Origin of the sequence: Vulcaniibacterium gelatinicum, assembly GCF_008033445.1 — a bacterium.
GTDB classification, from domain to species: Bacteria; Pseudomonadota; Gammaproteobacteria; order Xanthomonadales; family Xanthomonadaceae; genus Vulcaniibacterium_B; species Vulcaniibacterium_B gelatinicum.
In genome coordinates, this window is sequence record NZ_VNKO01000018.1 from 1 (window position 1) to 19,561 (window position 19,561).

The following is a 19,561-nucleotide window of genomic DNA, read 5'->3' on the forward strand; positions in this document are numbered from 1 at the left end:
CGGCGCCGTCCCCGGCCGCGCCCGCGGCCACGGTCGCGGTGGCGGAGGACACGCGCCCGCCGCGCAAGCGCCGGCGCCGGCGCGGCGGACGCCGGATCGAGGGCGAGGCCGCCGCGTTGACCACGCCGCCGCCTTCGCCGCCGCCGGCCGAGGCCGCGCCCTCGCTGCTGACCCGGATCAAGCGCGGCCTGCGCGCGTTGATCAAGCGCGGACCGCAGTCGCAGCACTGAGCCCGGACTGCGATACTGCGCGCATGGCCGCGCTGCGCTTCGACCACGTCAGCAAGCAGTATCCCGGGGGACAGGTCGCGCTGTCGGACGTCAGCTTCGAGGTCCGGCCGGGCGAGATGCTGTTCGTCACCGGCCACTCCGGCGCCGGCAAGAGCACCCTGCTCAAGCTGATCCAGCTCGCCGAACGGCCCAGCCGCGGCGCGGTCCTGTTCGGCGAGCGCAACCTCAACAAGGTGCGCGGCGCGCGCGTGCCGCTGCACCGGCGCAACGTCGGCGTGGTGTACCAGGACCACCGCCTGCTGATGGACCGCAGCGTGGGCGAGAACGTGGCCCTGCCGCTGATCCTGCGCGGCATGAAGCGGGCCGAGACCGGCAAGCGGGTGCGGGCGATGCTCGAGCGGCTGGGCCTGGCCGAACGCGAGCGCGCGCTGCCCTCGCAGCTGTCGGCCGGCGAGCAGCAGCGGGTCGGGATCGCACGCGCGCTGGTCGCCGAGCCGCCGCTGCTGATCGCCGACGAACCGACCGGCAACCTCGACCCGACCCTCTCGGCCGAGATCATGGCCCTGTTCGCCGCGCTGCCCGAACGCGGCACCAGCGTGCTGGTGGCCAGCCACGACCTTGGCCTGATCAAGCGCATGCGCAAGCGCGTGCTGGTGCTCGACCGCGGCCGGCTGGTGGACGACATCGCGCCGGAGGACCTGGCCGATGCCTGAGCGCGCCCACGCCACCCGCCTCGGCGCCTGGCTCGCGCACCACGGCTACAGCCTGGTGGCGAGCCTGGGCCGCTGCTTCCGCCGGCCGTGGGCGACGCTGCTCACGGTCGGGGTGATGGGCCTGGCGCTGGCGCTGCCGCTCGGGCTCGGGATCGTGCTCGCCAACCTCGAACGCCTGGCCGGCAGCGTGCAGAGCGCGCGCGAGATCGGCGTGTTCCTGAAGCCGGAGGTGCCGGTGACGCGGGCGCAGGCGCTGGCCGCCGAGCTGCGCGCGCGCGCCGACGTGGCCGCAGTGGAACTGCGCACCCCGGCCCAGGGCCTGGCGCAGCTGCGCCGGCAGCCGGAACTGGCCGAGGCGATCGAGGTCCTGCGCGCCGCGGATCCGGCGGCCAATCCGCTGCCGAGCCTGTTGCTGGTGCGCCCGCGCGGCGACGAGCTGCTGCTGGCGAACTCGCTCGCCCACCTGCCCGAGGCCGACCAGGTGCAGCACGACGCGCTGTGGCGGCAGCGCCTGGACGGCTGGCTGCGCTTCGGCCGCCGCGTGGCGCTGGTGCTGGCGGCGCTGCTCGGCCTGGGCGCGCTGCTGGTGGTCGGCAACACCGTGCGCCTGGACATCCAGGCGCGGCGCGAGGAACTGGGCGTGCTGCAGCTGCTCGGCGCCAGCGACGGCTTCATCCGCCGTCCGTTCCTGTACCTGGGCGCCTGGTACGGGCTGGCCGCGGGCGCGCTGGCGCTGGCCGTGCTCAGCGCCGCGCACCTGGCGCTGCAGGCACCGATCGCGGAGCTGGCGGCCAGCTACGGCAGCCGCTTCGCCCTGCACGGGCTCGATCCGCGGCAAGCCGGCCTGGTGCTGCTCGGCGCGACCGTGCTCGGCTGGCTCGGCGCGGGTATCGTGACCGGGCATTTCCTGCGCCAGACCCGCCCCACCTCTCCCTGACGGCTTCCGCATGGACCACGACCTGCGCCACCTGGTGAGCGACGCCCCGCGGGTGATGGTGGTGGACGGCTCCAAGCTCGTGCGCAAGCTGATCGGCGACGTGCTGCGGCGCGAGCTGCCGAACGTGGAGGTGATCGGCTGCGGCGGCCTGGAGGAGGCGCGCGCCGCGCTCGCCGCCGGCGCGGTGGACCTGGTCACCACTGCGCTGGTGCTGCCCGACGGCGACGGCCTGCAGCTCGCGCGCCTGGTGCGCGAGGCGGCCGGGCAGGCCTACGTGCCGGTGATCGTGGTCTCCGGCGACGTGCAGTCGCGGCTGGAGGACCGCAGCCTGGGCGCGGACGTCACCGACTACTTCGACAAGGCGCTCGGCCACGCCGCGCTGGCCACGTTCATCCGCGGCTACGTGCAGCCCGAGCCGATCGCCGGCGCGCGCGTGCTGTACGTGGAGGACAGCCGCGTGGTCGCCGCCGCCACCAGCCGCATGCTGCAGCGCCAGGGCCTGAAGGTGATCCACACGCTCGGCGCCGAGGAGGCGATCGAGTACCTGCAGATGCACCGCGACACCGCCGACGCGCCGGGCGCGGACCTGGTGCTCACCGACGTGTACCTGAAGGGCGCGCTCAGCGGCCGCGACCTGCTGGCACGCATCCGCGGCGAGTTCGGCTACGACAAGCGCGCGCTGCCGGTGCTGGTGATGACCGGCGACGCCAACCGCGACAACCAGAGCACGCTGCTGCGCGAGGGCGCCAACGACCTGGTGCTCAAGCCGATCGAGGAGCGCCTGCTGGTGACCAAGATCCTGTTCCAGTTGCGCGCGGCGAAGGTGGATGAGCGACGCGTGTTCGACGCCTGAGGCCGCGCCCGCCGGCGCCGACACCCGGATCCGGCTCGAGCCGGGCTGGAAGGCGCGCGTGGGCGAGTACCTGCTGCGCGAGGACATGCGGCAGCTGGCCGCGTTCCTGCGCCGGCGCAAGGCGGAGGGCGCGCGGATCTATCCGCCGGGGCCGCGGATCTTCGCCGCGCTCGACGCCACGCCGTTCGAGCAGGTCAAGGTGGTGATCCTCGGCCAGGACCCGTACCACGGCCCCGGCCAGGCGCACGGCCTGTGCTTCTCGGTGCCGCCCGGGGTGGCGCCGCCGCCGTCGCTGGAGAACATCTTCAAGGAACTCGGCCGCGACCTCGGCATCCCGCGGCCGGACCACGGCTGCCTGGAACCCTGGGCGCGGCAGGGCGTGCTGCTGCTCAACGCCGTGCTCACGGTCGAGGACGGCAGCCCCGGCGCGCACGCCGGCCGCGGCTGGGAGGGCTTCACCGACCACGTCGTGGACGTGCTCAACCGCGAGCGCGAGCACCTGGTGTTCCTGCTCTGGGGCAGCTACGCGCAGAAGAAGGGCGCGCGCATCGACCCGCGCCGCCACCGCGTGCTCAAGGCCCCGCATCCCTCGCCGCTGTCGGCGCACCGCGGCTTCCTCGGCTGCGGGCATTTCTCCGCGGCCAACGACTACCTGCAGCGGCACGGACAGGCGCCGATCGACTGGTCGCTGCCGCCGGCGGCACGCCTGGCCGGCGGCTGAGCCCGGCGCGCGCGGCGCCGCCCCCTGCAAACGTATGCACGCGCCGCGCCGCCACCGGCGCCGGTAGGCTTGCGGGATGGTCTTGGTCCCCGTCGCCGCGACACGCGCGCCCGCCACCCTGCTCGTGATCTTCGGCGCCACCGGCGACCTCGCGCAGCGCATGCTGTTTCCCTCGCTGTACGGCCTGCACGCCGACGGCCTGCTGCCCGAGCGCCTGCGCATCCTCGGCACCGCGCGCGGCGGTCACGACGCCGATGCGTTCCGCGCGCTGGTCGCCGCCGCCGTGCAGCGCCAGGTGCCCGCGCGCGAGTTCGACCGCGACCGGCTCGACGGCCTGCTCGCGCGCCTGGACTACGTGGCGGCCGACACCCGCGACGCCGCCGACATGGCGCGCCTGGGCGCGCGCATCCGCGCCCTGCGCGAGGGCGAGGTCGTCTACCACCTCAGCACCGCGCCGCGCTTCTACGCGCCGATCTGCGACGCGCTCGCCGCCCACGGCCTGGCCGGCGCCGGCACCCGGGTCATGCTGGAGAAGCCGATCGGCCACGACCTCGCCAGCGCGATCGCGATCAACGACGGCGTCGCCCGCGTGTTCGCCGAGGACTGCGTGTTCCGGGTGGACCACTACCTGGGCAAGGAAGGGGTGCAGAACCTGCTCGCCCTGCGCTTCGGCAACGCGCTGTTCGAGCCACTGTGGAACGCCCGTCACGTCGAGCAGGTGCAGATCACCGTGGCCGAGGCGGTCGGCGTGGAAGGCCGCGGCGACTACTACGACGGCTCCGGCGCGATGCGCGACATGCTGCAGAACCACCTGCTGCAGCTGCTGTGCCTGGCCGCGATGGAGCCGCCCTCGCAGTTCGAGCCGACCGCGGTGCGCAACGAGAAGCTGAAGGTGCTGCGCGCGCTGCGCCCGATCGGCCGCGCCGAAGTCGCCGCCGAGACCGTCGCCGGCCAGTACGTCGCCGGTGCGGTCGGCGGCCAGGCCGTGCCCGGCTACATCGAGGAACTCGGCCACCCAAGCCGCACCGAGACCTTCGTCGCCATCCGCGCGCACGTGGACAACTGGCGCTGGTCCGGCGTGCCGTTCTACCTGCGCACCGGCAAGCGCCTGCCGCGGCGCGCGACCGAGATCTTCCTGCAGTTGCGCGCGGTGCCGCACTCGATCTTCCCCGGCGCGCGGATCGAGCCGAACGCGCTGGTGATCCGGCTGCAGCCGGAGGAACGGATCGAGCTGCTGCTGATGCACAAGACGCCGGGCCTGGACCGCGCCGGGGTGCGCCTGTCGCAGGTCGCGCTCGACCTCGACCTGCACGAGGAATTCGCCGCGCACCGCCGCCGTCCGGCCTACGAGCGCCTGTACCTGGACGCGCTGGAAGGCAACGGCACGCTGTTCGTGCGCCGCGACGAGACCGAGGCCGCGTGGGAATGGGTGGACGCGGTGCTCGACGGCTGGCGCCACGGCGACCACGCGCCCAGGCCCTACGCCGCCGGCACCTGGGGCCCGGCCGCGGCGATCGCGCTCACCGAGCGGCGCGGCCACAGCTGGCGCGAGTGATGCGCATGGCCTGGCTCGAGTTCATCCATCCCGGCCCGGAAGCGCTCGCCGCGGCGATCGCGGACGAGCTCGCCGCGGCCTGCCGCGAGGCGCTGGCCGCACGCGGGCGCGCCCGTCTCGTCCTCGCCGGCGGGCGCACGCCCCTGCCTGCCTGCCGCGTCCTCGCCGCGCAGCCGCTGCCGTGGGCGCGGGTGACGGTGCTGCCGAGCGACGAGCGCTGCGTGCCGCACGAGCACCCGGCCTGCAACCTGCGCGCGCTGCGCGCAGCGTTCGCCGCGGCGCCGGCGCTCGCGTTCGACGCGCTGACCTGCGCCGACGGCGATCCGGCGCGCTCGGAGGCGCACGCCCGCGCCCTGCTCGCGGCGCAACCGGAGCCGTTCGACGCGGTCCTGCTCGGGATCGGCGCGGACGCCCACATCGCCTCGCTGTTCCCCGGCGCGCCGCAGCTGCCCGCGCTGCTCGGGCCCGGTGCGACGTGCGATGCTGGCCGGGTGGATCCGCAGCCGCTGCCGCCGGAGGCGCCGTTCCCGCGCATCTCGCTGTCGCTCGCGCGGCTGCTGCGCGCGCGGCGCGTGCTGCTGGCGTGCCAGGGCGCGGACAAGCGCGCCGCGCTGGCGCGGGCGCAGGCGTTTGATGCCGATCCGCTGCACCTGCCCGCCGCCGCGCTCCTGCACGCGCCGGACACGTGCGTTCGGATCCACTGGAGCCCGTGATGCCCCCCGCGCCCGCCCCGTTGCATCCCGTCGTCGCCGAGGTCACCGCGCGCATCGCCGCGCGCAGCCGCGAACCGCGCGCCGACTATCTGGCGCGCATGCGCGCCGCGCGCCTGTCCGCGCCGGCGCGCACCCGGCTGAGCTGCGGCAACCTCGCCCACGGCTTCGCCGCCGCCGGCCCCGACAAGCCGGCGCTGCGCGGCGGCCGCGGCGCCAACCTCGGCATCGTCACCGCCTACAACGACATGCTCTCGGCGCACCAGCCGTTCGAGACCTATCCCGCGCTGATCCGCATGGCCGCGCGCAACGCCGGCGGCAGCGCGCAGGTGGCCGGCGGCGTGCCGGCGATGTGCGACGGCGTGACCCAGGGGCGCGCGGGCATGGAACTGTCGCTGTTCTCGCGCGACACCATCGCCCTGGCCACCGCGATCGCGCTCTCGCACGACATGTTCGACGCCGCGCTGTGCCTGGGCGTGTGCGACAAGATCGTGCCGGGCCTGCTGATCGGCGCGCTCGGCTTCGGCCATTTGCCGGCGATCTTCGTCCCGGCCGGGCCGATGACCTCGGGCCTGCCGAACCGGGACAAGGCCGCGGTGCGGCAGCGCTACGCGGAGGGCAAGGCCAGCCGCGAGGAGCTGCTCGAGGCCGAGGCCGCGTCCTACCACGGCCCCGGCACCTGCACCTTCTACGGCACCGCCAACTCCAACCAGATGCTGATGGAGGTGATGGGCCTGCACCTGCCCGGCGCCGCCTTCGTCCACCCCGGCACGGCGCTGCGCGACGCGCTGACCGTGGCCGCCACCGAGCAGGCGCTGCGCATCACCGCGCTCGGCGCGGACTACCGCCCGCTGGCCGAGACCGTGGACGAGAAGGCGATCGTCAACGCGATGGTCGGCCTGGCCGCGACCGGCGGTTCCACCAACCACGCCATCCACCTGGTGGCGATCGCGCGTGCGGCCGGCCTGCGCATCGACTGGGACGACCTGGACGCGCTGTCGCGGGTCACGCCGCTGCTGGCGCGCATCTACCCGAACGGCAGCGCCGACGTGAACCACTTCCACGCCGCCGGCGGCCTGGGCTTCGTGATCCGCGAGCTGCTCGACGCGGGCCTGCTGCACCCCGACATCCGCTGCGTGCACGGCGGCGACCTGCGCCGGCAGGCGCAGGAGCCGTGGCTCGACGGCACCGTGCTGCGCTGGCGCGAGCCGCCGGCGCGTTCGCTCGACCCGTCGGTGCTGCGCGGGGTGGACGCTCCGTTCGACCGCGAGGGCGGGCTGCGCACGCTCGCCGGCAACCTCGGCCGCGCCATCGTCAAGGTGTCGGCGGTGGCGCCGGAGCTGCGCGCGATCGAGGCGCCGGCGCGGGTGTTCGAATCGCAGGACGCGCTGCTGGAGGCGTTCAAGGCCGGCGCGCTCGAAGGCGATTTCGTCGCCGTGGTGCGCGGCCAGGGCCCGCGCGCGAACGGCATGCCGGAGCTGCACAAGCTCACGCCCACGCTGTCGGTGCTGCAGGACCGCGGCCAGCGCGTGGCCCTGCTCACCGACGGGCGCATGTCCGGCGCCTCGGGCAAGGTGCTGGCGGCGATCCACCTCACCCCGGAGGCGGCCGACGGCGGCCCGATCGCGCGCCTGCGCGAGGGCGACCCGATCCGCATCGACGCCGCCGCAGGCGTGGTCGAGGCGCGCGTGGAGCCGGCCGTGTGGCAGGCGCGTACGCCGGTGCGGCCGGCGCTGGCCGCGCACCGGCACGGGCTGGGCCGCGAGCTGTTCGCGCTGATGCGGGCCCGCGCGGGCACGGCCGAGCAGGGCGCGTGCAGCCTGTTCGTCGCCGAGGAGGACGGCGCATGAGCGCGCAGGTCCCCCTGGCGCTGCTCGCCGACATCGGCGGCACCAACGTGCGTTTCGCGCTCACCGATCCGGCCGCGCCGCGGCCGGAGGTGCTGCAGCCGCGCTCGCTGCCGGCGGCGCGGTTCGCCAGCCTGCAGCATGCGGCCGAGCATTACCTGGCCGAAGTCGGCGTGACCCCGCGCCGGGCCGCGATCGCGGTCGCCTGCCCGGTGCAGGGCGAGGAGATCCGCCTGACCAACCGCGCCTGGTCGTTCACCCGCAGCGAGTTGCGCGAGGCGCTGGGATTGACCGAGCTGGTGCTGCTCAACGATTTCGGCGCGGTGGCGCGGGCGGTGCCGGTGCTGCAGGCGCACGAGCGCGTGCATCTGTACGGCCCCGACGAGGACACGCTGCCCGGCCCGGTGAGCGTGCTCGGGCCGGGCACCGGCCTGGGCGTGGCGCTGCTGGTCGGCGCCGAGGCGCGCGGCTGGGAGGTGGTCGAGACCGAGGGCGGGCATGTCAGCTTCGCGCCGCTCGGCGAGGAGGAGCAGGCGATCGCGCACTGGCTGGTGGGCCGCTTCGGCCGCGCCTCGAACGAGCGCGTGCTCAGCGGCAGCGGGCTGGCGCACGTGGATGCGGTGCTGCGCGGGCTGCCGCACGACACCCGCGAGCTGCGCGAGCCGGCCGCGATCGTGGCGGCGGCGCTGGCCGGCCACGACATCGTGGCGCGCCGGGCGCTGGCCCGGTTCTGCGCGGTGCTGGGCAGTGTGGCCGGCGACTGCGCGCTGATCCACGGCGCGCGCACGGTGACCATCGCCGGCGGGATCGTGCCGCGGTTCGTGCCGTTCCTGCGTTCGAGCGCGTTCCGCGAGCGGTTCCTGGCCAAGGGCCGGTTCGCCTCGCTGCTCGAGTCGGTGGCGATCCAGGTCGTCACCCATTCCCAGCCGGGGTTGCTCGGCGCGGCGATGGCGCTGCGCGCGAATGCGGAGGCAGCGTCATGCAGGAAATGAATCCGGACACGCACGCGCGCCGGCTGGACGCGCTGCTGGGCCGCGTGCCGGTGTTGCCGGTGCTGGCGATCGCGCGGCTGGACGATGCGGTGCCGCTGGCGCGGGCGCTGCTGGAGGGCGGGCTGCCGGTGCTGGAGGTGACGCTGCGCACCGATGCGGCGCTGGATGCGATCCGGGCGATCCGCGCGGCGCTGCCCGAGGCGGTGGTGGGGGCGGGCACGGTGCTGACGCCGCAGGATCTGGTCAGTGTGGCGGAGGCGGGGGCGGCGTTCGCGATCGCGCCGGGGGCGACGGAGGCGTTGTACGCGGCGGCGCGGACCAGCGCGGTGCCGTTGCTGCCGGGGATCGCGACGGCGAGCGAGTTGATGCGGGGGCTGGAGCACGGGTGCACGCGCTTCAAGTTCTTCCCGGCCGAGGCCAGCGGAGGGGTGGCGGCGCTGCGCGCGTTCGCGGGCCCGTTCCCGCAGGCGCGGTTCTGTCCGACCGGCGGGATCGACGCGCAGTCGGCGCCGCGCTATCTGGCGCTGGCCAACGTGCTCACGGTGGGCGGTTCGTGGATGGTGCCGGCGGCGGCGCTGCAGGCAGGCGACTGGGACACGATCACGGCGCTGGCGCGGGCGTGTGCGGGGTTGCGGGGCGGCGCGGCGGCGTAAGGCGGCGGGAGGGTTGGTCGGCCCCTGTTCGAGTTCCGGGAAGTTTGATCGGCCCGGGCTCAGTGCGCGGGGGTGTCGCTCTCCGCTCGGTCAGGACATCCTGTCCGGACGCGGAGCCCACGCGGCGAACCCCACCCCAGGCAGACCGGCGCCCCCGCCCGAAGCGACCGACACTCGCACCTGCCCGCACAACAGGCAGGCCGGCTCTCAGGCCGTCTGCCGCTGCTCCGCCTGCGCCGGCAGCAGCCGGCCGAGCAGCCAGGCCAGGGCGATCGTCGTGAGCAGGGTGATGAACATCAGGTGGATGTAGTGCAGCGGTGTCCACACGAAGGTGAACACCGCGTACAGCGCCGCGCCGAACACCAGCGCGATGCGCAGCGCGCGCGCGTTGGCGCCGCGGAAGAACACCGCGACAATGAACGCCGCCAGCACCGGCATCGAGTACAGCCCGTTGAGCTGCTGCAGCGTGGCGATGATGCTCTGCGAGTGCTGGTACAGCGGCACCATCGCCAGCGACACCGCGGTGAACACCACCGCCACCCACTGCCCGATCCGGCGCGCGTCGGCGCGCGGGTTGATCCGCGCCAGGTGGAAGTCGCAGGTGTACAGCGCCGCCGCCGAGTTCAGGCACGAATTGAAGCTCGACAGCACCGCCCCCGTGATCACCGCCGCGAACGCCCCCGACAGCCACGGCGGCAGCACGTCGCCGACCAGCCGCCCGTAGGCCACGTCGCCCACGTCGCCGTACAGCTTGAAGGCGATCACTCCGGGGAACACCACGATCAGCGGCGTGAGCATCTTGAACGCGGCCGCCGCGTAGATGCCCTTCTGCGCCTCGCGCACCGAGTCCGCGGCCAGCGCGCGCTGCGCGATGACCATGTTGGTGCCCCAGTAGAACACGTGGATGAACAGCATCCCGGTCAGCAGCGTGTGCCACGGGATGTCCGAGTCCCCGTCGCCGACCAGCGTCCAGCGCTCGGCCGGGATCCCGGACAGGTCCCAGCCCACCGCGTGCAGCGCGAACAGCGTCACCGCCACGCCCATCACCAGCAGCCCCAGGCCGTTGTAGGTGTCGGAGATCGCGATCGCGCGCAGGCCGCCGAACGCCGCGTAGGCCAGCCCGCCGAGCGCGAACAGCAGCGAGATCGTGAACACCGACATCTGCAGCGCGAACATGGACTTCATGAACACCGCGCCGGTGTACAGCACCACCGGCAGCAGGATGAACATGTAGCCGAGCATGAACAGCGCCGACACCGTGCGCCGCAGCCCGGCATCGCCCAGGCGCCGCTCCAGCAGCTCGGTGGTGGTGGTGCAGCGGTACCGGTAGTACAGCGGCACCAGCACGTGCGCCAGCACCAGCAGCCCGGCCGCGGCGCCGAACTCCCACCACGCCACCAGCATCGCCTGCGCCCCGTTCATGCCCACGATCTGCTCGGCGCTGAGGTTGGTCAGCAGCAGCGAGCCGGCGATGAACGGCCAGCCCAGCGTGCCGCCGGCCAGGAAATAGTCGTGCGCCGCGTCCGCGCCGCGCCGCTCGTGCCGGCAGCGCCACCAGGTCAGCACCGCCACCAGTGCGGTCAGCCCCAGGAACACCGCCACCTGCGCCAGGTTCGCATCCATCGTCATCCGCCGCCGTTTCCCGTCGCGCCGCGCGCGTCAACAAAAAACCCCTGCCGGCGGGGGTGAGCCGGCAGGGGTCAACGGTACCGCCCGGAGCCTCACGCTCAGAAGCGGTAGTTCACGCCGAACAGGTACGTGCGGCCGAACTCGAAGAACTCGCGCGGCCGGTCGTCCATGCCGTCGAAGGTCGAGGTGAACGGCTCGTTCTCCAGGTTGTTGACCTGCAGCAGGAGAGAGAGGTTCTGCAGCGGGCCCGACTGGAAGGTGTAGCCGACCTGGAGATCAATGATCGTCTCGCCCTCGAACACGCGCTGGGTGCGGTCGCCGCCGAAGCCCTGCACCTCGCCGAAGAAGTCGGTGCGGCTGCGCCGGCTGACGCGGGCGGAGAAGCCGTGGCGCTCGTAGTACAGGGTCGCGTTCGAGACGTGCTTGGACAGGCCCGGCAGCGGCTGGGTGGTGCCGGGGCCGAACGGCTGGATCTCGCTCTCGATGTTGGAGTAGTTGGCGACCAGGCCGAAGCCCTCGAGCGGCTTCCACAACAGATCGAACGGGATCGAGACCGCGAGCTCGTAGCCCTTGAGCGTGCCGCCCTCGCCGTTGATCGGCTGGCGGAACTCGCCGATCGTGGACGGTGGCAGCACCGGCGGCAGCACCGACGCCGGCGGTTGCGGCAGCAGGCTGAAGTCGAACGGGGTGACCTGCTCGTAGATGTAGCTCTTGAGGTCCTTGTAGAAGTAGCCGGCGCTGACGTAGCCGCGGTCGCCGAAATACTTTTCGTAGCTCAGGTCGAAGGCGTCGGCCAGCCAGGGTTCGAGCGCCGGATTGCCGCCGCCGCCTTCCCAGATGTTGCGGGTGAGGTTGAGGCCGTAGGTGGCGTTGCCGCGCATCTGGTCCATGCGCGGCCGCGCCATCTGCCGCCCGGCGCCGAAGCGGAGGTACTGCTCGGCCGGCAGGTGGAACTTCAGGTTCAGGCTCGGCAGGTAGTCCACGTAGTTCGCCCCGCGCGTGGCCGGCTCGCCCAGCGGCACGCCCTGGAAGGTGGCCACGCCGGTCGAGGACTGGTCCACCGCGACCGCCTGCACGCCGACGTTGCCGGTCACCGTGACCGTGCCCAGGCTGAAGTCGAGGTTGGCCTGCACGTAGGCGGTGGTGACCTCCTCGTGCACCTCCCAGTTCTTGTTGCTGATGTCCGGGTGCGAGTTCGGGCGCAGGGTGTAGAACCGCGCCAGCGCCTGGCGCGCGTCGTAGCCGGCCAGGTTCTCGAGCCCGGCGAACCCGAACGCGGTGGCGTTGAGCAGGTCGGTCGGGAACGGCCGCGAGGCGCCGTCACGGCAGGCCTGCAGGCACAGGAAGGCCTCGTCGGAGGCGCGGCTCTTGGTGCGGTCGGTGAGGTTGGCGCCGAACTCCAGGCTGCTCAGCGCGCCGGCCTCGAAGCTGCGCTCGAAGTCGAAGCGCACCGCGGTCAGCGCGTCCTCGACGGTGAAGTCCTTCAGATAGCCGTCCTGGCCCCAGCCGCCGGCGTCGGTCAGGCGCAGGATCGAGGGGTTGCCGTAATCCAGGCCGAAGTCGAAATCGAAGTAGCCGGCGGGGTTCAGACGCACGTGGACCGTGTCGCTGAGCCCGGGGTTGAGCCCGGCGTAGGTCTCCAGGATCCGCTCCTCGCGCTTGGCGCTGGAGTGGCTGATGTCGGCGCGCACGCGCCAGTCCTCGTTCAGCCGGATCTTGTGCTCCCAGCCGATCGAGAACAGGTCGTCGTAGGCGGCGTTGAAGTCGTTGCGGATCACCGGCCGGAAGTTGGTGAAGGTGGCCTCCACCGCGGTGCCGTTGGCGTTGTTGGTGCGGCTCACCGGCGGCCCGGCCGCGCCCCACTCGAAGCCGAACTCCATGCCGCGCTTGAACTCCTCCTTGTCGAACTTGGAGTAGAAGACGTCGAGTGTGGTGGAGTAGAAGTCGTTGGGCTTGAACTCGAGCACGCCCATGAAGCCGTCGCGCTCGTTGTCGTTCTGGATGTCGTACAGCTTGCCGCCGCCGATCGCGCCGCCCGGATAGCCCCAGGACTCGAACTGGTGGCCCTGCACCGGGTTGTTCAGGCGCGCATAGCCGAGCGCCAGGCCGACGGTGTCGTCGGCGAACTGGTCGATGTAGGAGATGCTGAAACGGTTGCCGTATTCCTTCGAGTCGCCGAGCTTGTTCATGTCGCCGCGCAGGTTCACGGCGACGGCACGCTCGCCGAACTCGAGCGGGCGCACGGTGCGCAGGTCCACGGTGCCGGACAGGCCCTGGCCGACCAGCGAGGCGTCCTGGGTCTTGTACACCAGCACCTGGCTCATCAGCTCGGAGGGGTACTGGTCGAACTCGACGCCGCGGTTGTTGCCCAGGCTGACCTGCTCGCGGCCGTTGAGGGTGGTGGTGGAGAAGTCGCCGGAGAAGCCGCGGATGTGGATCTCCTGCGGGCGGCCGCCGAAGCGCTGCGCGGACAGGCCGGGCAGGCGCGCGATCGAGTCGGCGATCGAGGTGTCGGGCAGCTTGCCGATGTCCTCGGCCGAGACCGCCTCGACGATCGAACTCGCCGCCTGCTTGGCCTCGATCGAGGCCTCGATGCCGCGGCGGATGCCGGTGACGACCACGCGGTCGAGCGTGCGCGCCTCATCCTCCTGCTTCTTCGCTTCCTCTTCCTGCGCCTCGTCGGCCGCCTGCGCCTCCTGGGCCTGCACGTTGGCGACCAGCATCAGCGTCGCCGAGGCGAGCGCCACGCTCAGCATGTTTCGTTTCAACTGCCGCATTTCCCCTCCGGAACTTCGGAATGTGTCGTCGCAGCCGCCCCGGTGCGCACCGCTCGCGCGCCGCCGGTGCCGCTCCCCTGAACGCCCGGCGATGGTAGTGCGGGCACGCGCCGCACAACGTCCGCTGCATACGTATTCATGGCGATCGCCGCGGCGGAGCGCCGCGCCGGTCACGCCGGCATGGCATCGTCCGGCGGCCGCGTCCCGCGCTGCCGCCGCCATTCCGATGACCCGTTCGCGCCCCGCCCCGCTCCGGCCCCGCCCGTTCATGCTGCTGTCCGCGCTCGCCCTGCTCGCCGGCGCGGCCGTCGCCGGCGAACGCGGCGCGCTGCACGTGCCCTCGCCCGACTGGCGCGACCAGGTCGTCTACTTCGCCCTGGTGGACCGCTTCGACGACGGCGAGCCGCGCAACAACGACCAGGGCGCGGACGAGTACGACCCCGCCGATCACCGCAAGTACAGCGGCGGCGACCTGCGCGGCCTGACCCGCCGGCTCGACTACATCCGCGGCCTGGGCGCGACCGCGCTGTGGATCACCCCGCCGGTGGCGAACCAGTGGTGGAACCCGCGCAGCCGCTACGGCGGCTACCACGGCTACTGGGCCGAACGCTTCGACGCGGTGGACCCGCACTACGGCACGCTGGCCGACTACCGCGCGCTGGCGCGGGCGCTGCACGCGCGCGGCATGTACCTGGTGCAGGACGTGGTGGTGAACCACACCGCGGACTTCTTCCACTGCACGCGCGCGGGCGATGCGGCTGACGCCGCCGCACGCTGCCGCCGCCATCCCGACGCGCGCGGGCGACGGGCGCCCGCGCAGCCGCCGTTCGACCGCAACGATCCGCAGGATCCGCGCCACCGCGCCGCCGGCCTGTACCACTGGACCCCGGACATCCGCGACTTCGCCGATCCGGCGCAGGTGCTCACCTGGCAGCTCGCCGGCCTGGACGATCTCAATACCGAGCACCCCGTGGTGCGCCGCGCGCTGCGCAAGGCCTATGGCGGCTGGATCCGCGAAGTCGGAGTGGACGCGTTCCGGGTGGACACCGCGTTCTACGTGCCGCCGGCGTACTTCCGCGACTTCCTCGATGCCGACGACCCGCGCGCACCGGGCGTGATGCACGTGGCGCGGGCCACCGGGCGCGCGGACTTCCATGTGTTCGGCGAGGGCTTCGCCCTCGACCGCGCCTACGAGGACACGCAGGCGCGCCGGATCGAGGGCTATGCGCGCGACGCCGCCGGACCGCTGCTGCCGGCGATGATCAACTTCCCGCTCTACGGCACGCTCGCCGAGGTGTTCGCGCGCGGGCGGCCGACCGCCGAGCTCGGCCACCGCATCGCCAGCATGATGCGGGTGCACGCCGATCCGCACCGCATGCCCACGTTCGTGGACAACCACGACGTGGACCGGTTCCTGGCCGGCGGCAGCGAGGCCGCGCTGAAGCAGGCGCTGCTGGCGATCCTGACCCTGCCCGGGATCCCGGTGATCTACTACGGCACCGAGCAGGGCTTCACCGCGCCGCGCGCGGCGATGTTCGCGCGCGGCCACGGCTCGGGCGGGCGCGACCGGTTCGACCCCGGCGCGCCGCTGTACCGCTTCCTGCAGGGCGCGATCGCGCTGCGACGCGCGCACCCGGTGTTCTCGCGCGGCGTGCCGACGGTGCTGGCGGAGAGCGCGGCCGGCCCGGGCGCGTTCGCCTACCGCATGGACTACGACCCGCACGCCGACGCCCGCGCCGCATGCGCGGCCTGTCCCGCGCAGACGGCGCTGGTGGTGTTCAACACCGCCGAGCACGCGGTGCTGCTCGACCGCCTGGCCACCGGCCTGCCCGCCGGCACCCGCCTGGCGGGCCGCTTCGCGCTCGCCGGCGCGGCGCCGGAACGGAGCGTGGCCGCCGACGGCACGCTGAGCCTGGTGCTGCCGCCGCGCAGCGGAACCGTGTGGCTGGCGCAGACGCCGGCGGCGGTGGCACCCGCCGCGGCGCCCGCGCCCACGCTCGACCCGCCGCAGCCGCGCGCCGGGGAACGCGTGGCGGTCTCGGGCACCGCCGCGCCGGGCACGCGCGTGCAGCTGGTGGTGGACGGCGACCTCGACGCCGCGGCCACCGCGTTCGCCGACGCCACCGGCCGCTGGCGCGCCGAACTCGACACCGACGACCTCGCCGAGGAGGTCGAACATGGACTGGTGGCCTGGGATGCGCAGCGCGGCCAGGCCTCGCCGCGGCAACGCTTCCGCATCGCGCGCGACTGGCAACTGGTCGCCGAGCGCGAGGATCCGGCCGGCGACGACACCGGCCCCGCGGGCCGGTACGTCTATCCCACCGATCCCGGCTGGGCCGCGCGCCAGGGCGACCTGCGCCGGGTGCGGGTGTGGCGCGCCGGCCGCGCGCTGAAGGTGGAACTGACCCTGGGCGCGCTGACCGCGCTGTGGAACCCGGCCCACGGCTTCGACCATGTCGCGCTGACCCTGTTCGTCGAACTGCCCGGCACTCCCGGCGGCACCTCGGTCATGCCGCAGCAGAACGCCACCCTGCCCGCCGGCATGCGCTGGCACCGGCGCCTGCGCGCGCACGGCTGGTCGCTGGCCTGGTCCGACCCCGAAGGCGCCACGGCCACGCACGAAGGCCGCGCCCAGGTGCCCGGCCCGCAGCTCGCCGTGGACCGCACGCGGCGCACGCTCACCCTGACCTTCACCGCCCGCGCCCTCGGCCGCCCGGCCACGCTGCACGGCGCGCGCCTGTACGTGAGCACCTGGGACTACGACGGCGGCTTCCGCCCGCTCGCCCCCGTTGCCGACACGCACCGCTTCGGCGGCGGCGACGGCGCCCGCGACCCGCTGGTGCTGGACGACGCCGGGGTGATCGTGCTGCCGTGAGGCGCGGCGCGCTCAGCCCGGCGCGCCGGACATGTGGAAGTACTCCCAGACGTGCCCGTCGGGATCCTCGATCGCGCGCGTGTACATGAAGCCGAGATCGTCCGGGGCGCGCGTGCGCCGCGAAGGACCGGCGCCGCCCCTCAGCGCCCCAGCAGGAACCGCAGCGGCACCGCGAGCCGCGCCGCCCAGGCGTTCTCGCTGTGCTCGGCGCCGGGGAAGGTGCGGGTGAGCCAGTCGCGGGCGGTGTAGCCCTTGGCGCGCAGCAGGCGGTCCACCTCGCGCTGGCGGTCGGCGTAGCTGGCGTCGAGGGTTTCGGTGCCGTGGTCGAAGTACAGGCGGTGGCGGCCGGCGGCGGGCAGGTGCTGTTCGAAGTAGCGCAGGAACGCGGCCGGGACGGGGTTGTCGGGGCTGTCGCCGACGCGGCCGGGCCAGTGCGTGGACAGCGCCGCGGCGCCGCCGAACACGTCCGGGTACTCGGCCAGCGCGTACAGCGACACCAGCGCGCCCAGGCTCGACCCCATCACGACGGTGTCCTCGCGCGCGCGGCCGACCGCGTAGCGCGCCTCGATGTGCGGCTTGAGTTCCTCGACCAGGAACTTCAGGTACGCGTCGGAACGGACCGGGCCCGAGAACAGCCGGTCCTGGCCGAAGCGGATCGCGTACAGCGCGTCCTGCTCGGCCTGCGGCAGCGATGCGAACGGCCGCTGCGGGAAGTAGTCGCGCGCGCGGTCGACGCCGCCGTTGTGGATGCCGACGATGATGAACGGGCGCGTGGCGCCGGAGGCGATCAGCGCGGCCGCGGTCTCGTCGGCGCGCCATTCCTGCCGGTTCCAGGTGGTGGCGGCGTCGAACAGCATCTGCCCGTCGTGCATGTACAGCACCGCATACGGGCCGTGCCGCGGGTAGCCGTCCGGCAGCCACACGTCCACGGTGCGGGGCGGCAGGTGGCGCGAGGGCAGGACGAAGCGCTCGATCCGGCCGGCGGCGACCTGCGGCGGCGCGGGCACGGGCGTGAAGCGGATCGCCGCGCCGCCGCCGGCGGCGAGCGCCAGGGTCAGGGTGTCGTCGGCGCCGACCTCGCGCGTCTCGCGCACGAACGCGAACGGGTTGTCGCGGTAGTGCGCGCCCTCGCCGTCGCGGTAGATCTGTGCCTGGTAGCGGCGGCCCGGGGCGAGGAAGCGCAGCGGCAGGGTCAGGGTGCGCGCGTGCTCGTCGGTGATCGCGCCCAGGAACCAGTCGTCGCTGCCGCGGGCCTGGCGCGCGATCGCGACGTAGTCGCCGACCTCGCCGGCCAGCACCCGGGTCTGCTCCCAGTCCACGGCCACGTCCTTGATGAACTGGAACGCATCCGGCCGCGCCGCGTAGTGCTCGGGCAGGTCGGCCACCATCTGGATCGGGCTGTAGATCGTCACGTAGTGCGCGAGCTGGCGCGCGAGCGTGGTCTGGAACGGCTGGCCGTGGCGGCCCTTCAGGCTCACCACGCCGGGGGTGTAGTCCATCGGCCCGGCCAGCAGGCGGGTGAACACCAGGTTGACCTCGTGCTCGGGCGGGTTGGGCGGGTTGCCCCAAGCGTTGTATTCCATGCCGCGCGCACCCTCGCGCGCGATCCAGTTGGGATAGGTGCGGCGCAGGCCGGTGTCCTTGATCGGCTCGTGGGCGTTGACCGCGATCCGGTGCCGCGCCGCCTCGCGCACCACGCGCAGGTGGTGCCGCGCCATCCACTGCCCGTCGTGCCATTCGCGCAGCACCGGCCCGCCCGGCGTGTCCTGGCGCTCGATCTGGCCGGCGTCGCAGACGTAGCCGGTCTTGATCGAGTCGATGCCGAGCCGCGCGAACAGCGCGAACGCGCGCCCCATCTGCCGCTCGTAGTGGCTGACCGCGCAGGCCGTCTCGTGGTGGCCGATCAGGTGCACGCCCCTGGCGCGCGCGTAGGCGGCGAGCGCCTCCAGGTCGTAGTCAGGCGTCGGCCGGGCGAAGTCGAAGTTCCAGCCGTTGGCGAACCAGTCGCCGTCCCAGCCGGTGTTCCAGCCCTCGACCAGCACGCCGCGGAAGCCGTGCTCGGCGGCGAAGTCGATGTAGCGCTTGACGTTGGCCGTGGTCGCGCCGTGGCGCGGGCCGGTGCCCCAGCTCTCGGTGTCCAGGTGCAGCGACCACCACACGCCGACGTACTTGTGCGGGGTGAACCAGCTCACGTCGCCGAGCGCGTTGGGCTCGTTGAGGTTGAGGATCAGGCTCGACTCGACCAGGCCGCCGGCGGTCGGGCTGACCTGGAGCGTGCGCCAGGGCGTGGCGAAGGGCGCGGTGCGGCGCACCTTCCAGCCCTGCGCGGAGGGCGCGAGCTGCGCGCGCAGGCGCCGCCCGTCCACCCGCCGCAGCCACATGCTGGCGTAGTCCACCAGCGCCGCCTCGTGCAGCGACAGGTGCAGGCCGCTGTCGGTGCGCAGGGTCAGCGGCGTGTGCGCGGTGCCGACCTCGTCGAGCCGGGTGCGGTGGTAGAGGTATTCGTAGCGGTTCCATTCCCCGGCCGGGATCCACCACGCGGTGGCCGGCTCGGCCAGGTCGAACTCGGTCAGCTCCTCGGCGATCCTCACCTCGCGCAGCGACGGCTGCGCGGGGAACTCGTAGCGGAAGCCCAGGCCGTCGTCGTAGACGCGGAACACCACGTCGAAGGCGCGGCGCGCGCGGCCGCCCTCGACCAGGCGCGCGCGCAGCTCGCGGTAGTGGTTGCGCACCAGGCGGCGTTCGCCCCAGGGCTGCTCCCAGGTCTCGTCGAAGTCGGCCGTCCGCTGCGTCTGCAGGGTCAGGTTGCGCAGGAACTGCTCGGCGTCCTGGAAGTGGAAGCCCAGGCGCGAGGTGGCGATCACCGGCCGGTCGCGGTGGAACACGCGGTAGCCGGCGCGGCCGTCGCTGATGTCCAGCTCCACCCGCAGCACGCCGCCGGGCGAGGCGACGCTGGCCACGGTCTCGGCGCGCGCGGGCAGGGCGGCCGCGCAGAGGACCAACAGCAAGCTCAGTACACGCATCACGGACCTCATGGACACGATTGCCTGGTTCGGGTCACGCCCGCGC

The 19,561-nt window shown here is 73.5% G+C and carries 14 protein-coding genes and 1 pseudogene; 11 read left to right on the forward strand and 4 right to left on the reverse strand.

All coding sequences use genetic code 11. The annotated features are described in order from the left end of the window. The 10 genes from rhlB to eda form a co-directional block, all read left to right on the forward strand. The coding region (gene rhlB / locus FPV26_RS12685) for an ATP-dependent RNA helicase RhlB (protein WP_181952634.1) at positions 1–230 on the forward strand (230 nt) is incomplete at its 5' end. A gap of 23 nt (positions 231–253) precedes the next feature. Next, the gene (ftsE, locus tag FPV26_RS10475; protein ID WP_147653832.1) at positions 254–943 is read left to right on the forward strand and encodes a cell division ATP-binding protein FtsE; all 690 of its coding nucleotides are present in this window, start codon (positions 254–256) and stop codon (positions 941–943) included. After that, positions 936–1,880 (forward strand): permease-like cell division protein FtsX, encoded by a 945-nt coding sequence (gene ftsX / locus FPV26_RS10480; RefSeq protein ID WP_147653833.1) that lies wholly within the window; start codon positions 936–938, stop codon positions 1,878–1,880. The genes ftsE and ftsX overlap by 8 nt, the downstream gene beginning before the upstream one ends. Positions 1,881–1,890: 10 nt before the next feature. Further along, complete coding sequence (locus tag FPV26_RS10485) at positions 1,891–2,733, forward strand: response regulator (RefSeq protein WP_147653834.1); 843 nt, start codon at positions 1,891–1,893, stop codon at positions 2,731–2,733. Then, entirely contained in the window at positions 2,708–3,454 is a 747-nt protein-coding gene (gene ung, locus FPV26_RS10490; RefSeq protein WP_147653835.1) for a uracil-DNA glycosylase, read from the forward strand. Before FPV26_RS10485 ends, ung begins: the two co-directional genes overlap by 26 nt. 76 nt (positions 3,455–3,530) lie before the next feature. After that, positions 3,531–5,009: a glucose-6-phosphate dehydrogenase gene (gene zwf, locus FPV26_RS10495; protein WP_147653836.1), complete on the forward strand. Its 1,479-nt coding sequence runs from the start codon at positions 3,531–3,533 to the stop codon at positions 5,007–5,009. A gap of 5 nt (positions 5,010–5,014) precedes the next feature. Next, positions 5,015–5,722 (forward strand): 6-phosphogluconolactonase, encoded by a 708-nt coding sequence (pgl, locus tag FPV26_RS10500; RefSeq protein ID WP_181952635.1) that lies wholly within the window; start codon positions 5,015–5,017, stop codon positions 5,720–5,722. Further along, complete coding sequence (gene edd, locus FPV26_RS10505) at positions 5,722–7,569, forward strand: phosphogluconate dehydratase (protein WP_147653838.1); 1,848 nt, start codon at positions 5,722–5,724, stop codon at positions 7,567–7,569. The genes pgl and edd overlap by 1 nt, the downstream gene beginning before the upstream one ends. Next, the gene (glk, locus tag FPV26_RS10510; protein ID WP_147653839.1) at positions 7,566–8,558 is read left to right on the forward strand and encodes a glucokinase; all 993 of its coding nucleotides are present in this window, start codon (positions 7,566–7,568) and stop codon (positions 8,556–8,558) included. The genes edd and glk overlap by 4 nt, the downstream gene beginning before the upstream one ends. After that, positions 8,555–9,211: a bifunctional 4-hydroxy-2-oxoglutarate aldolase/2-dehydro-3-deoxy-phosphogluconate aldolase gene (eda, locus tag FPV26_RS10515; RefSeq protein WP_147653876.1), complete on the forward strand. Its 657-nt coding sequence runs from the start codon at positions 8,555–8,557 to the stop codon at positions 9,209–9,211. The genes glk and eda overlap by 4 nt, the downstream gene beginning before the upstream one ends. A gap of 207 nt (positions 9,212–9,418) precedes the next feature. Here eda and FPV26_RS10520 read toward each other — a convergent pair whose 3' ends face one another. Together FPV26_RS10520 and FPV26_RS10525 are read right to left on the reverse strand one after the other, a co-directional pair. Beyond that, entirely contained in the window at positions 9,419–10,834 is a 1,416-nt protein-coding gene (locus tag FPV26_RS10520) for a solute:sodium symporter family transporter (RefSeq protein ID WP_147653840.1), read from the reverse strand. 104 nt (positions 10,835–10,938) lie between these two features. Beyond that, complete coding sequence (locus FPV26_RS10525) at positions 10,939–13,596, reverse strand: TonB-dependent receptor (protein WP_181952636.1); 2,658 nt, start codon at positions 13,594–13,596, stop codon at positions 10,939–10,941. Positions 13,597–13,885: 289 nt separating this feature from the next. Between FPV26_RS10525 and FPV26_RS10530 the strand changes: the two genes are divergently transcribed. After that, the gene (locus FPV26_RS10530; RefSeq protein ID WP_147653842.1) at positions 13,886–16,492 is read left to right on the forward strand and encodes an alpha-amylase family glycosyl hydrolase; all 2,607 of its coding nucleotides are present in this window, start codon (positions 13,886–13,888) and stop codon (positions 16,490–16,492) included. A 140-nt stretch (positions 16,493–16,632) separates the two neighbouring features. On the opposite strand, the gene FPV26_RS12870 is transcribed toward FPV26_RS10530, so the two are convergent. Both FPV26_RS12870 and FPV26_RS10535 read right to left on the reverse strand, forming a co-directional pair. Beyond that, complete coding sequence (locus tag FPV26_RS12870) at positions 16,633–17,499, reverse strand: alpha/beta hydrolase (protein ID WP_246109271.1); 867 nt, start codon at positions 17,497–17,499, stop codon at positions 16,633–16,635. Further along, positions 17,497–19,527, reverse strand: a pseudogene (locus tag FPV26_RS10535) (glycoside hydrolase family 97 protein); the annotation flags it as partial. The gene FPV26_RS12870 and the pseudogene FPV26_RS10535, both read right to left, overlap by 3 nt. Positions 19,528–19,561 lie beyond the last annotated feature (34 nt).